This window comes from Rhodococcus sp. OS5, from assembly GCF_056837585.1.
On record NZ_CM166368.1, the window covers coordinates 1,059,503 to 1,073,733 of the forward strand.

Below are 14,231 nucleotides of genomic sequence, written 5' to 3' on the forward strand. Positions count from 1 at the left end.
AAGGGCACACTTGAGCATTCGCGCTGGATCCAACGAACGGCACGCACGTACCAATTCCACGCTCTCGCGTAGAAACTTCTTGGCAGCAACAGGATTAGCTGTGGGGGCCGCCGCACTCTCGTCCTCGTGGACCACGGCGGCCGCTGCGCCCAGACGTGCATTGAACGACGGAGACCGTGTCCCCGCGCTCGTGATCGGCAGTGGATACGGCGGTGCCGTTGCGGCACTTCGCCTGACACAGGCCGGTATCGACACGCACATGGTCGAGATGGGGAAGTCGTGGACCACACCAGGGTCCGACGGCAAGATCTTCTGCCCGATGCTCTCGCCCGACGGTCGGTCCTTCTGGCTCAGAGACCGTACAGTTCAACCGGTTTCACACTTCTCCGGCGGCTCGGTGGACAAGAACATCAGCCGCTACGTCGGTGTTCTCGACGCCGAGGATTTCGGCGGGATCAAGGTCTACCAGGGCCGAGGGGTCGGCGGTGGGTCGCTGGTCAACGGCGGTATGGCCGTCACACCCAAGCGTAACTATTTCGAAGAGATCCTGCCCGGTGTCGATTCCAACGAGATGTACTCGACGTATTTCCCGCGCGCGAACGCTGCGCTCGGAGTCAACAACATCGACCCGGCCTGGTTCGAATCGACCGAGTACTACAAGTTCGCGCGGACGGGGCGAAAGACCGCTGAGAGATCCGGTTACACAACAACGTTCGTGCCGAATGTCTACGACTTCAACTACATGAAGCAGGAAGCTGCCGGCCAGGTCACCAAGTCTGCTCTGGTCAGTGAGGTCATCTACGGCAACAATGCCGGAAAGAAATCTCTGGACAAGACGTACCTCGCTGCGGCATCCGCCACCGGCAAGCTCACCATTTCAGCTCTGCACGTCGTGACCTCGGTTGCCCCGGCCGCGACCGGCGGTGGCTATCAAGTGGTGATGAACCAGATCAACGAGCAGGGCAATACCGTCGGCACCAAGACAGTGACGGCGGACAAGGTCTTCTTCGCGGCCGGCAGTATCGGGACCAGCAAGCTCCTGGTCGCGATGAAAGCGCAAGGGCAGCTGGCGAATTTGCCGGGTGCAGTTGGACAGGAATGGGGTCACAACGGCAACGTGATGGTGGGCCGCGCCAATCACATGTGGGACGCCACCGGTGCGAAGCAGTCGGCGATCCCCGTGATGGGTATCGACAACTGGGCCGACACATCCGCTCCCGTCTTTGCGGAAATCGCACCCTTCCCGGCCGGTACCGAACTGTGGGTCAGCCTGTACTTGGCGATTGCCAAGAATCCGCAACGCGCTCAGTTCCAATTCAACTCGGCAACAGGCAAAGTCGGATTGAACTGGCAGCGCTCGCAGAACCAGCCGTCGATCGACATGGCGAAGAAGCTCTTCGACAAGATCAACAAGAAGGAAGGCACGATCTACCGGACCGACCTCTTCGGCCCGACGCAGACGTGGGGCGATCAGTTGACGTACCACCCCCTCGGCGGTTGTGTGCTCGGCAAGGCGACCGACGGCTACGGTCGTCTGCCGGAGTACCCGGGTCTGTACGTCATGGACGGATCCCTCGTACCGGGCAATGTGGGAGTCAATCCGTTCGTCACCATCACCGCTCTGGCCGAACGGAATATCGAGAACATCATTGCGAACGACATGAACTAGGGCGGTAACTCGTCAGCAGGTGCGGTGCGGTGCGGCAGGTGCTGCACCGCACCGCTTCTGTGTGTCCCGGAGTGTCACCGCGGTGCGTGATCTCGCAATGATCGATTGACCCGGTCGAGGATGTCGATGGCAGCGGACAATGTGTCGAGGTCGCCCTCGTCGAGGGACGCCAATTCTTCGGCGAGAACGCCGATGCGTAGTTCGGATCGACGGTCTCGTCGCGCGCTTCGCTCGTCCTTCAGGAAAAGTGTGCTCACTCGGCCGTCCGTGGGATCGGGCCGTCGCTCGATCAGATCTTTGTCGGAGAGTGTGCGCACCAGTGTGCTGACGGTGTTCGGGCGTCTGGAGAGACGGTCGGCGACAGCCCCGATGCGAGTGCCCGGGTGTTGTGCGACATCGTGAAGTACTTCGGATTGTGCCTCGGGCAAAGTCGCGTCGGTGCCTGACGTAGCCATGTATTCCCGCAGCGCTCGACGCAATTCGAACGCCGCAGCGATGAGTGATCTCGATGCTTCTTCCGCGGTGGGCACGTGATCAGAGTAGCGATCGACCCCGTGTGATCCACGCCCTGGAACTGTATCTGACACAGATATAGTTTACAGTTCTTCAAAGGGTAGGGTCACCTAACCATGACGGAAGATGAAGCTGTCATGCTTCACGACGTACGGGACACGATCATGAATTTTCGAAAGAAGTCACGCAGTGTAATGCTGATCGGCGCACTGACATTGGTGGCAGCTCTCAGTGGCTGCTCGAGCGAGGACGCGTCGCCCACAGATGCCGAGATCAGTGCGTCAGCTCCGGCGGACTCTGCGTTTGTCGCTCCGCGAGAAGTCCCGGTTGGAATGGGGAGCGGAAAGTCGGACGGCGAGTTCCCTCGTACCGTCTCACACTTCAAAGGGGACACCACGATCGAATCGCAGCCCGAAAAGGTTGTCGTCATCTCGACCGGGCAAGCAGATGCTCTCCTGTCGCTCGGTGTCGTGCCCGCAGGTTCGACGCGTGGTGACGGTGCGGACCTGGTGCCTCCGTACTTGTTGTCTGCATACCCCGAATTCCGTACTCAGCTAAGTGATGTCGTTGACGCAGGTGGACGCTTCACACCGAATTTCGAAGCGATCGTCACGCTCGATCCTGACCTGATCTTGATGAATGTTGCAGGAAAGGACGCTGATTCGCTGTACGACCAGCTTTCTGCCATCGCACCCACGGTGGCAACACAGGGAACCGGCGTCTACTGGAAGCAGGACTTCCTGCTGGTTGCCGACGGGGTAGGTAAGACGCAGCAGGCGACGGTACTGCTGGATACCTTCAATACCGATGCCGCGGCCCTCGGTGCTTCCCTCTCGTCGCCGCCGACGGTGTCGTTCACGCGCCAGAACGGAAATCGTCTGCGCATCTTCGGTATTCCTTCGTTCACCGGCAGTATCGCCGAGGATGCCGGCTTGACCCGTCCGCAGTCGCAGCAGTTCGACGACACTTCCCGAGACATCAGTGAAGAAGAGTTGAACGTGGCGGACGCCGACTGGATCTTCTACGGCGTGCAGGGCGGGGACCCGGCGACATTGACGAACGCGCCGTTGTGGGCGCAGTTACGTGGTGTGGTCGCCAACCACGCCGTCGCTGTTGACGATGACGTCTTTTACCTCAATACCGGGCCGACTGCGGCTCGTGAAGTGCTGAAGGTTCTGCAGAGCGCATTGCAGCAGTAGTCGATTCAGCTTGGTTGTGAGTGCCGACGAATCGGAAGAGGGCTCCACCCACCGTGACTGCAAGCGTCGCGAGAATGGCTCCGGCGATGACGTCGGTGAGCCAGTGCGCACCCAAGTAGAGGCGAGTCAGCGCGACGACGACGGTGACCGTCACGGCGAGGAGCATCAGAAGGCGTTTGACGGCCGGTGTTCGGTCGACGCTCACAACGAGAACGGCAATGCCGAACAGCGCTGCTGTGCCCGTCACGTGACCGGAGGGGAACGAGTGGCCGGTCTCGAGAAGAACCTGGATGTTGGTCGGCGGACGTTCGCGACCGACGAGCGCTTTGATTGCCGTGCTGGCGACCGCCGCCCCGCCAACGGTTCCGATCACGATCAAGCCCGGAACGACCGAACGCGCTCGCCATGAGATGAGCACTCCGCAGGTGATCCCGAGCAGCGCGGTGGCGACCGGGCTACCGAGATCTGTGACGGCGACCGCGATCTGGTTCAGGGCGCCGCTCCGATGATCGACCATCCAGTCGGTCACCGGCCCGTCGAAGCTCGTCAACCACCCGCTTCCATACACCTGGATCGACAGCGTCACCAGTGCAAGCACGAGTCCGCACGTGCGAAGGGCTGTAGACCGAACGCCGGAAGCTCGGTAGATCGAACCGAACGCGAACAGAGCTGCGGCCACCACGATTGCGGCAACCGCGATCTCTGCGGTGGTGCTCTCGGTCAGGACTTCGGTGACCACGTTTCGCACGGTCGACACAGTTGCAGGCATGAATGCAGTGTGACGAGCCGAAGCTGAAGAAACGCTGAACGGAACTCGGCTCTGGGTCTACCGTCTGCTCTACTGGGTGCATCCGAACAACTGCGTGGCGACGAAACGGGGCCGGTGGTGCGAGTACTGGTGGTCGAAGACGAAGTGCGCTTGGCCGAGACGATCCGGCGGGGATTGGTGGCCGAGGGATTCGTGACCGCCGTCGAACTCAACGGTGACGACGGATTCGCGACTGCGTGCAGTGACGAATTCGACGTGATCGTTCTCGACATCATGTTGCCGGGCAAACACGGGTACGACATCGTGCGGGATCTACGCGCCCGGGAGATCTGGACGCCGATCCTCATGCTCTCGGCAAAGGACGGCGAATACGACCTGGCCGATGCATTCGATCTCGGCGCCGACGACTACCTGGTCAAGCCATTCTCGTTTGTCGTGCTTCTCGCTCGGCTGCGCGCACTGGTGCGTCGCGGCGCTCCACAACGTCCGGCGATACTCTCCGTTGGAGACCTGTCCCTCGACCCGGCCAAACATCAGGTGAGCAGAGCGGGAATCGAATTGACCCTGACGCCGCGGGAGTACAGCGTTCTCGAATTCTTGATGCGCAACAATGGTGTGGTGGTCACGAAGACCGAGATCGTTCGCGCTGTCTGGGACACCAACTACGAAGGTGACGAGAACATCGTCGAGGTGTATATCGGTTACCTTCGTAAGAAGCTCGACCTCCCGTTCGGAACTCAGAGCATCGAAACGGTCCGAGGCGTCGGGTACCGCTTTGTCGGCACTGCCTGATCGTCAGTCGTTCGGTACCGGAATCGTCACCTCGAATCTACTTCCACCGCCCGCCCTCTCGCTGACGGAAATGGTTCCGTGGTGCGCCGCAACTATTTCCGACGCGATGGCGAGTCCAAGTCCGGACCCGCCTCCCTGCCTCGACCGTGGCTGGTCCAGGCGGACGAAGCGTCCGAAGATTCGTTCGCGTTCTGCTGCAGGGATTCCGGGCCCGTCGTCCTCGATCACGATGTGGGCTTCGTTTCCGGCTTCGGAGCACTCGAGATACACGAGGGTCTCCGCATGCCGCACTGCATTGTCCACGAGGTTTCGCACCATCCGCGTCAATGCTCTCGGGTCTCCGGAGACCCGAACCGGAGCCACGGCAGCGGCGACCGTAACTGCGGAGATACCGTCGATCCTTTTCTGCTCGGCGAACAAGATGTCATCGAGGTCGACGTCGACGACGATGCCGAACTTTTCGAGTTCGCTTTCGTCAGAGCGCGCGAGAATCAACAGGTCTTCGATCAACTGCCGCATCCGGCGCGCCTCGGGAAGTAGTGCGTCTTCGATCAGCGCGTCGTCGAGGAGATCCGGGCGTCGGTGTGCCAGTTCGAGGGCCGTCGTGATCGTGGACAGCGGACTGCGTAACTCGTGTGAGGCATCGCTGACAAATCGTTGCTGGGCCAGCGCACCTTCGTCGAGGCGCGCCAGCATGTCGTTCATTGTTGTTGCCAGTCGGGCTATCTCGTCGTTCCCTGACGGGACAGGCACTCGTTCACCTTGACGCCCACTCGAAATCGATGCTACCCGAGCGCGGATGCGTTCGACGGGAGCGAGGGCCGAACCGACGAGGCGGTAGGTGGCAAACGCTGCCAGCCCCAGGACCAGAGGTCCGACGATGGCCAGCAGAACGGCAACGGTCGTCACCACGGTTTCAACCGGTTCGCGGTCGGCGCCGACGAAGACGGTGACTGGTCCGGTCGCCGTCTGAGCGCCTCGCCCGATCAGCCAGTAGTCCTCGTCGTCGGACTTCTTGACCCTTCCGAGAGCGTCCGACTCGTCAGGGCCGAGAAAACGTTCGGACAGGAGGTCGCTGTCGGTTCCAGGTGATTGGGCGACTATTCGGTGATCGGCGTCGACGATCTGCACGATTCCGATCTGACTGTCTGTGGACAGAAGCGAAGGGTCGAGATCGGCCGGGTTTTTTCCGTTGAGCTGCTGGACCAATTGCGTGGCGCGAGCGTCGGAGCTGTTCAGCGCGGACAGATGCAGGGAGTTTGCCAGCACGAAAACCAGTGCAAGCCCGGCGATCACCAGGCAGAAGGCGATCACGAGTGTCGATGCCACGGTCGAACGGGCACGCACGCTCCACCGGGAGGGGTGCAGAAGCGACTCGCCGATGAAGTTCATGGCGTCCAGTCTGTACCTTCTCGGCTGTGCATTTACGAAGACGGGTGACGCGGTCCCGTAATCGGACCGCGTCACCCGTCTAGAGGATCAGGCCACTCGCTTGGCGGTGCGGCCGCCGAATTCGAGCATCACGGCGCGACCGGTGTCGTCGGTGACGAAGCGTCCCAACGCCCGGGTGGTGTCGGCGCGCGCAGCGAAGTCACGGTCGTTGAGGAAGGCGATCGGGATTGCCGGCGGCCAGACGATGTCCTCGTATTCACCGAGATCCTGCGCGCTGCCCATCCGGATGCCGATTCCCTCGTCACCGGGGGCGACGGTCATCGTCAGTGAGCCGGCCTGATACTTGCCCAGGACTGCGTCGACGGCAGCGGGTTCGGGCTCGACCACGTCCAGGGATGCCGGCGTGGGTAGTTCAGTGAGGTTGGCCATGCACCAGTCGACGATCTTCTTGCCGATTCCGCCGCCGAGGGCGTTGGTCAGCACGGTGACGGCGAAGTTCTTCTCGGGCACTGTCATGAACTCGGAGACCTGGAGGTTGCTCACGTTTCCGCCGTGCCGCACTACCTGTGTGGTTCCGTATCGAGTCAACAGCCATCCCAGGCCGACTTCTTCGAACATCATCGCGGCGGGACGCTGCGGCCTCTGCATCAACAACCGGGTGGACTCGTCGAGCGGCTGTCCTTCGCCGGGGTGTTCGCCAGACAGTGCGTAACGTGCCCAGACGAGTTGGTCTCGCACCGAGGACCACATTCCGCCGCAAGGGATCATGCCGCGGTCCAGCCCGGTTTCGTTGGACACGAACGGCACACCGTCGCGGATGTAGTGACCGAGTGCGAACCGGTGGGTCATCACGTCCCAGGGCAGGAAGGCCGAGTTCTTCATTTCGAGGGGGTCGAGCACGCGCTGCTTGACCAGCTCTTCGAAGGTCAATCCGCTGATCTTGGCCACGACATGTCCGGCGAGAACGAATCCGGAGTTGCTGTAGGAGAAGACTTCTCCGACGGGAAATTCTTGTCGCAGTTCGTTCAGCCGTGAAACCGAGCGTCCCAGGGCGTCTTCGCCCCAGCCTGCCGAGAGGCCGGCGTCGCCGGTGAATCCGCCGGTGTGGGTGAGGAGGTGACGCATCGTGACTGTGCGCGTGGCTGTTTCGTCGGCGAAGGTCAGTTCGGGGACGTACTCGACCAACGGGGTGTCGAGATCGAGTAGGCCGTCCTCGACGAGTGCCATCGCGGCTGTTGCGGCGAACACCTTTGTGGTGGAGCCGATCATGAACATCGTCTTGTCGGTGACCGGGAGTTGGGTTTCGACGCTCTCGATGCCACTGGTGACGACGATGTCCTTGTCGCCGTGCACGATGCCGACCGAGACGCCGGGGATGTTTGCCTCGACCCTCCACTGATCGACGAGTTCTTGAAGCTGTTCTTGCATCTTTGATTCCTCGAGTTCGCTGGCGTTCTGTGTTTCGGCGTTTTGTGTTTCCGTCATCGTATGTGTATCGGTCATCGTCACGCGTTAACCCGTGGTAGGAAGCGGAATCCGACGTACACTCCGTCTCGGTGCGGCCGTACCGTCGTCCAACCGGCGGCCCCGGGTTGACGGGTGGTCCAGGTCCCCGGGATCTGCGACGGTACGAGAGTGGCTACCGTTGCAGGCTTCTTCGGAGCTGTTTCGTCTTCCTCGGGATTCGGGATTACGTCGCCGATGACGGTGATCACGGCCTCGTCAGCGGACTCTCCACGACGGAACTCGATTGCTATTCCGCCCGAGCTGTACTTTCCCAGAACCGAATCCGGAATCGACTCCACACTCGCGGGGTTCGGGGCGAGGGCTTGCGGAGGTTCGAGTCCGACCAACGCGGCCGCGGCTTCGGTGAAGAGATCACGGTAGAGGCCGTCGGCCTTGCCGCCGCTGGTCAGCAGTGCGATCGCGACATTGTGGCGGGGGAAGATACGCAGATATGCGTGCTGCCCGATGGTGCTGCCGTCGTGCCCGAAAATCTCTTCGCCCGACCAGGTTTCGTGGAACCAGCCCAAGCCCCAACCCGACTTGTCCGGGAACAGTTCGCTGATGTCGATTTCGGGTGTGCGCATCGCGGCGGCCGATTTTTCCGACACGATCCGTACGCCGTCGACGCTCTGTCCTTCGAGAAGACCGAGTTCCGCGAACGTGAGTAGATCTCCGATGCTGGCAGTGATGCAGCCGGCGGGCCCCATCGAGCGGGTGATCGGCCAGACGGGCATCACGACGGAGTTCCCCGTATGACCTGCTGCCACAGAGTATCTCGGTGTATCTCCGGTCAACGTGAGTGTGTGCGCGAGGCCGAGCGGATCGATGATCCGCTCCTTGAGGATGTCGTCCCAGATGCCGCCGCGAAGAACCTCGACGATACGAGCTGCAAGGACGTACGCGGAGTTCGAGTACGCGAAGCCGTCTTCGAGTGGATGAACCTGACGGAAGTCACGCAGGCCCTCGACGTAGCGTTCGACGACGTCGTCGCCGCGACCCTTGTCGATGAACAGGTCACCGTCGATTCCGTTGCGATGGTTCAGAAGTGCGCGAACCGTGATGCGGGCAGCTGTTTCCTCGTCCTGCAGTGCGAAGTCGGGCAGGATCGACCGGACGGTTGCGTCCAGGTCGAGCAAGCCCTCGTCGACCAGCTGCATGACCAGCATCGCGGTCCACACCTTGGTGATGGATCCGATCTGGAACAGGGAGTCGGTGGAGACCTCGACCCCGGTGTCTGCGTTGATCACGCCGGAAGCAACCGTCGTGCGGGTGATTTCCTTCCCGCTGGAATCGAGTGTGAGAATACCGAATTGAGCACCGGTGACGCCGTAACGCTCACACAGTACGTCCAGCGAACGCTTCCACGCGTCGGCTCCGGCAGATGCGTTGGCCAGGCCGGTCTTGGGCAGCTTCGCGGAGGTGTATCGCTTGACCCATTCGATGAGTCGTGTGCTGTAGTCGATTCGGTGCGAGATCGAGCCGTTGACGAGGAACCCGTGGCTTGCACCGGGATACGCCACCAGACGGGTGGGTACGTGCTGCTGGCGCAGTGCGGCGAACCAGGCCTCGGCTTGACCCAGCGGGCACCGCTCGTCCGACTTTCCGTGCAGGATCAGCGTCGGGGTCACCACGTTCTTCACGGCGGCGAGCGGTGAGGCTGCCAGGAGCCCCGCGGAGTTCTCGGGAACAGTCGTGCCGGTGGCGAGTGACGCGAGGTGCGGACCGAAATCGCAGACTCCGGCCATGGCGTTGAAATCGCAGATCAGCCCGCCGGCAACCGCAGCGGCAAAACGATCCGTCGCGGACGTCAGGTGACACGTACTGTATCCGCCGTAGCTGTACCCGGTGATCGCCAGACGGTCCCCGTCGACAAGTCCCTCGGCGACAAGCGCGTCGATCGGCTCGAGGAAGTCGGCTTGGTCGGAGGTACCCCAGGCGCCGTTGACGGCGTACATGAAGTCTGCGCCGTACCCGTCCGACCCACGTGGATTGAGGGTCAGGATGCGCCAACCCTGGGCGGCGAGAACCTGGTGGGCGGGGTGATAGGTATCTGCAACGCCGGTCCACGCGTTGTGCGGTCCGCCGTGAATGTCGAGCAGAAGGGGTGCGGCACCACTGGTTTCGGGAGCGGACAGCAACCAACCATGCACGGTGCGGCCGTCGGAGATGGTGAACTCGCGTTCCTCGGCGGCAAACAGTGTCACCTCGGGGAGTGCTTCTGCGGTGAATTTCGTCAGCGTGGTGACCGCGCCGCTGTCGAGATCGACGAGTGCGACCTCGCCGAAGGACTGCTGCGTGGTGACGATGACGGAGGCGACGCGGGCGTCACGGGCAACGGAGAGCGCCGAGACGACCTCGTTGGGATTGGCGACGAGGGATCGAGAGGTGCCGGTTTCGATGTCGGCCGCGTACAGATGCGTCCATCCACGATCGCGTAGGCAGAACACGATTTCGTCGCGAGTATTCGACAGTGCCGGTGTGCCGCCGGGGTAACCGGGTGCACCGGGCATCACGTTGCGATCGAGATGAGCTGTGAGGGTGACGTCGACCGGTGTCTCGGTTGGGCCGGGGACGGACAGCCGGATCAGGTCTGCAGTTCCGACATGGACCTCCGGAGTGCCGATGGCGACGACCGAATCTCCCTGCGGATGCCACAGTGTGGAGCCCTGCACTCCGGTGGCATGACCGAGTCGCTGCGGGGGAACCGACAGATCGTCGACGAGGATGCGGTAGGCGCTGAACGTGAGGTTCAGATCGCTGTCCGGTTCGAGATTCGCGGTGAAGGCAAGAGCCGTGCCGTCGGGCGACCAGGACGGAACGTCGGCATTCCAATCACCGTCGGTGAGCCGTCGAACTGCCTTCGTCTCCAGATCGACGGTGTGAAGGTGGCGACGGAAGGTGCCGAGCCAACCGGCACCGTCCACCTTGTATCCGAGTCGGTCGGTGACGATGGGAGCATTCGGATCGGCGGAGTCCGAGCGTGAGACCACAGCGGCGAACGCGATGGCATTTCCGTCCGGGCTCCAGGCTGCTGCACCGGCGCCGAGGGGGAGTGATGCTGATGTGGTGAGAGTTTCGGCCTCGCCACCGGCGAGCGGGATCAGGTGCAGCTGCGCGGAGTCGCCGACCTTACGCAGGAAGGCAATCGAGGTTCCGTCCGGAGAGAACCGAGGGGCAGAATCGGCGGGCCCTGCGGTGAGGCGGCGAGCCCGGGAATCGCGGGACACCGCCCAGAGCGATGTAGTTGCCTTTCCGGCAACAATTTCCGAGCGAACGAAGACGACCACGGTGCCGTCGGGAGAGATTGAGGTCTCAGTGGGTGTGACCACACGGTGGAGGTCGTCGAGAACAAATGGACGGTCAGTCATGTAGATCCTTCGAATCGGAGAAATAGATGCAGACGTAAAGCTTTGTCTTCCGGCTTATTTCAGAACGCGAATGCCAGGGCCGGCCAGGGTGCCGCCAACTGGTGCATACAGGGCCGTTGCGCCGTTGAAGAACATGAAGTTCGGCGACGTGGACACCGGAATGACGTCGGACGAGGTGAACAGTGCTTGTTCCGCTTCCTTCCACACCGAGCAGGATTCCTGCCCGGGCAGAACCGAGGCCTTCGCCGCCAGTTCGGCGTACTTTTGATTGTCGATCGATGCGAAGTTGACACCCGACGGTGGGGTGGGGCCGGCGAAGTACGGAACGAAGATGCTGGGGGTATCGCTCTGGACGGTCAGTCCGATCGAGATCGACCATGACGTCAGGTCTTTCGCTGCGAATGTGTTGGAAATGATGAAGTTGTTGTCACCACCACGAAGCTCTACCTTCGCACCGAGCTCCTGCCACTGCTTCATCGCGTATTCTGCTGCTGCAGAGGTGGTGTCGCGGTAGTTGGCAAAGATGACCGTCAATTGCAGCGCTTGACCGTCCTTGGTCAGGACACCGTCGGATCCGGGCTTCCAACCGGCGTCCGCAAGAGTCTTTTTCGCAGCGGCCATGTCGAACTTCGGAACTACACCGGTAACGCTGTCGAAGTCACACGCCCGCGGATCGACTACTGCCAGTGCCGTAGCTCGTGAGCCTTTGCCACCGGTGTTGATGTCCGTGTAATCGTCGAGATCGATCGCCTGCACGAGTGCGGTGCGTACGGCCTCGTCCTTGGTGGGGAGAGCCGCATTGTGGTTGAAGATGAACTGTCCGCTCAGGGTGTTGGACGTCATCGACTCGAGGCCTGAAGCTTCCACACGTTCGATATCCGCGCCGGCAACCGGGGCCGCGTTGACCGTTCCGGTGAGGACGAGATTCGCCGTCGTCGCGGCGTCGGTCACGACCTTGATCGTGACCGTCTTGGGCACTCCGAGCGTGTCCGACGTGGTTTCGCCGTTCGGCCCCCAGTTGTATCCGTCGCGGCGTTCGAGCGTGACGTGATCGTTGGCCACTACTTCGGTGATCTTGAACAGTCCGGTTCCGTTGCTGCTGCCTCGAACACTGGCAGGGTCGTCGAGGGCTGCCTGGCACGCCATCTTGAGAGCGCCGATGCGCTCGAGGAGGAAGGGCGCGGGTTCCGTTGTCTTGATCGTGAGCTCGTCACCATCAGCGGTTGCTACCGCAGTTTCGGGTACGGATGCTCCCAACCACGGCGAGCCGTTGGTCGTGTCGACGACCCAGTTGATGTTGTTTGCCGCTGTCTGGGCAGTGAAGGTCGTGCCGTCTTCACACGTGATCCCCTTTTTGAGGGTGAAGTTCAGCGAAGTTCCGTTCTCGCTCCATTTTTCGGCCAGATACGTGCCCGCTGCGCGGGTTTTGGGGTCGATGGCCAACAACGAGTCGTTCGTATAGCTGTTGATCGCCTGCGTGGCAGTCAGATTGGTGATCAGGGGATGAAGGTTGCCGGGATCGGTGTTCACGATCGTGGTGAAACTGCCGTCCTTCGCGTAGTCGCCGGAAGAATTGCCGCCAGGATCAGAGGTGCTTCCGCACGAGGCAACCGTGAGAACGCCGATCGTGACCAGAGCCGCAGTGGGCACTGAGCGAGCTTTCATCTGATGCACCTTTTGATCGAAGGAAGTCGTTGATCAATGTTGCGCGAGGGACGTGGCCCAGGTCTCGTTGAATCGACTCATGCTGAGCGCCTGAATCTGTCGGATCGTCACAATGGGTGGTCGTCGTTTCTTGCCGCACCACGGTTCGACTACCGTCGGAGTGTGCGCTCAGAATCTCGTCGATCAGATATCCAGACCTTCCATGTCATGGATGTATGGAAGGCCGCGACCGAACGTCAGCGGACACATGGTGACGTCCTGACCTTGGCGGCAGGTCAACCGTCGACGCCCGCGCCGGCACCGGTGCTACGTGCGACGCGAGAGATTCTGGGCACCGAACTACTCGGGTATACCGAGACTTTCGGGATCCTGCAGCTACGCGAGGCTATTGCGCGCTACCACAGCGAGCGATCGGGAATCGCCGTCGACGCCGAAGACGTGGTGGTGACGACCGGTTCGTCCGGGGCGTTCACCTTGCTCTTCCTGGCCGCGTTCGACGAGGGCGACACCGTGGTGGTTGCTCGACCCGGATATCCCGCGTACCGCAATACCCTTGCCGCTCTCGGCTGCAACGTCGTCGAACTCGACTGCGGGCCGGCAACTCGATACCAGCCGACAGTGGAAATGCTCGAGGCTTTGCCGTCGCCGCCTGCCGGTCTGATCGTCGCGAGCCCGGCAAATCCCACGGGCACGGTGATCTCGCCCGAGGAGCTCGCTGCATTGGCGACGTGGTGCGAGCAGCACGGAACTCTTCTGATCTCGGACGAGATCTACCACGGCATCGGATACGGCGATCAGCACACGTCGAGCGCCTGGGAGACCTCACGCGAATCCGTCGTGATCGGCTCGGTGTCCAAGTACTTCTCGATGACGGGTTGGCGACTCGGGTGGATGTTGGTGCCGACCTATCTTCGGCGCCCGCTGCAGAGACTCGCGTCGAACATGACCGTGTGTCCGCCCGCGATCTCTCAGTACGCCGCCGTCGAGGCGTTCTCGGACGAGGCGAAGGTCGAGTTGGACGGGCACGTTCAGCGGTACGCCGTCAATCGTGAACTGTTGTTGACCGGGTTGCCGAAACTGGGCATCACCGAGTTGGCTCCCGCCGACGGTGCGTTCTACGTCTACGCGGACATCGGCCATCTGTGTGACGACGAGGGCGCCACCGCGTGGTGTGCCCGGTTGCTGACAGATACCGGGGTCGCGCTGGCACCTGGAATCGATTTCGACACCGTCCACGGAAACCGGATGGTCAGACTCTCGTTCGCGGGTGCGACAGCCGACATCCAGGAGGCACGGGCCCGCCTCGAGAAGTGGCTCGGGTAACAAACAGCAGGGTCTTCGAGCTGTTTCGCCATGCG

10 protein-coding genes are annotated in these 14,231 nt (G+C 61.9%); 4 read left to right on the forward strand and 6 right to left on the reverse strand.

All coding sequences use genetic code 11. The features are described 5' to 3' along the window. Positions 1-10 precede the first annotated feature (10 nt). Positions 11-1,669 (forward strand): GMC oxidoreductase, encoded by a 1,659-nt coding sequence (locus ACVZUB_RS04895; RefSeq protein WP_039973389.1) that lies wholly within the window; start codon positions 11-13, stop codon positions 1,667-1,669. A gap of 74 nt (positions 1,670-1,743) precedes the next feature. Here ACVZUB_RS04895 and ACVZUB_RS04900 read toward each other — a convergent pair whose 3' ends face one another. Beyond that, entirely contained in the window at positions 1,744-2,199 is a 456-nt protein-coding gene (locus ACVZUB_RS04900; protein ID WP_482628183.1) for a MarR family winged helix-turn-helix transcriptional regulator, read from the reverse strand. Between the two features lie 99 nt (positions 2,200-2,298). Here ACVZUB_RS04900 and ACVZUB_RS04905 point away from each other — a divergent pair, with 99 nt between their 5' ends. Further along, on the forward strand, positions 2,299-3,381 hold the full coding sequence (locus ACVZUB_RS04905; RefSeq protein ID WP_231917208.1) for an ABC transporter substrate-binding protein: 1,083 nt from the start codon (positions 2,299-2,301) through the stop codon (positions 3,379-3,381). Here the strand turns inward: ACVZUB_RS04905 and ACVZUB_RS04910 are convergent. Next, the gene (locus ACVZUB_RS04910) at positions 3,317-4,150 is read right to left on the reverse strand and encodes a phosphatase PAP2 family protein (protein ID WP_233405651.1); all 834 of its coding nucleotides are present in this window, start codon (positions 4,148-4,150) and stop codon (positions 3,317-3,319) included. The two genes, ACVZUB_RS04905 and ACVZUB_RS04910, sit on opposite strands and share 65 nt — an antisense overlap. A gap of 117 nt (positions 4,151-4,267) precedes the next feature. On the opposite strand from ACVZUB_RS04910, the gene ACVZUB_RS04915 reads away from it, so the two are divergent. Continuing rightward, positions 4,268-4,942, forward strand: coding sequence for a response regulator transcription factor (locus tag ACVZUB_RS04915; protein ID WP_063315150.1), 675 nt, complete (start codon positions 4,268-4,270; stop codon positions 4,940-4,942). A gap of 3 nt (positions 4,943-4,945) precedes the next feature. Here ACVZUB_RS04915 and ACVZUB_RS04920 read toward each other — a convergent pair whose 3' ends face one another. The 4 genes from ACVZUB_RS04920 to ACVZUB_RS04935 all read right to left on the reverse strand — a co-directional run bounded on the left by ACVZUB_RS04920 (position 4,946) and on the right by ACVZUB_RS04935 (position 12,873). Next, on the reverse strand, positions 4,946-6,334 hold the full coding sequence (locus ACVZUB_RS04920) for a sensor histidine kinase (RefSeq protein WP_063314979.1): 1,389 nt from the start codon (positions 6,332-6,334) through the stop codon (positions 4,946-4,948). Between the two features lie 87 nt (positions 6,335-6,421). Beyond that, positions 6,422-7,819 (reverse strand): serine hydrolase domain-containing protein, encoded by a 1,398-nt coding sequence (locus ACVZUB_RS04925; protein ID WP_482628184.1) that lies wholly within the window; start codon positions 7,817-7,819, stop codon positions 6,422-6,424. Positions 7,820-7,839: 20 nt separating this feature from the next. Next, a complete protein-coding gene (locus tag ACVZUB_RS04930; protein ID WP_482628185.1) occupies positions 7,840-11,208 on the reverse strand; it encodes a serine hydrolase in 3,369 nt (1,122 codons plus the stop codon). 54 nt (positions 11,209-11,262) lie between these two features. Next, positions 11,263-12,873 carry an ABC transporter substrate-binding protein gene (locus ACVZUB_RS04935; protein WP_039973390.1) on the reverse strand — a complete coding sequence of 537 codons (1,611 nt, stop codon included), beginning with the start codon at positions 12,871-12,873 and terminating at the stop codon, positions 11,263-11,265. A gap of 207 nt (positions 12,874-13,080) precedes the next feature. On the opposite strand from ACVZUB_RS04935, the gene ACVZUB_RS04940 reads away from it, so the two are divergent. After that, positions 13,081-14,196 carry a pyridoxal phosphate-dependent aminotransferase gene (locus ACVZUB_RS04940; protein ID WP_482628186.1) on the forward strand — a complete coding sequence of 372 codons (1,116 nt, stop codon included), beginning with the start codon at positions 13,081-13,083 and terminating at the stop codon, positions 14,194-14,196. Positions 14,197-14,231 lie beyond the last annotated feature (35 nt).

Bases quoted from the DNA above. Each gene is read 5' to 3' on its own strand.
- ACVZUB_RS04905 (WP_231917208.1), top strand. From the start codon at position 2,299: ATGACGGAAGATGAAGCTGTCATGCTTCACGACGTACGGGACACGATC.
- ACVZUB_RS04910 (WP_233405651.1), bottom strand. From the start codon at position 4,150: ATGCCTGCAACTGTGTCGACCGTGCGAAACGTGGTCACCGAAGTCCTG.
- ACVZUB_RS04920 (WP_063314979.1), bottom strand. From the start codon at position 6,334: ATGAACTTCATCGGCGAGTCGCTTCTGCACCCCTCCCGGTGGAGCGTG.
- ACVZUB_RS04925 (WP_482628184.1), bottom strand. From the start codon at position 7,819: ATGACGGAAACACAAAACGCCGAAACACAGAACGCCAGCGAACTCGAG.
- ACVZUB_RS04930 (WP_482628185.1), bottom strand. From the start codon at position 11,208: ATGACTGACCGTCCATTTGTTCTCGACGACCTCCACCGTGTGGTCACA.
- ACVZUB_RS04935 (WP_039973390.1), bottom strand. From the start codon at position 12,873: ATGAAAGCTCGCTCAGTGCCCACTGCGGCTCTGGTCACGATCGGCGTT.
- ACVZUB_RS04940 (WP_482628186.1), top strand. From the start codon at position 13,081: ATGGATGTATGGAAGGCCGCGACCGAACGTCAGCGGACACATGGTGAC.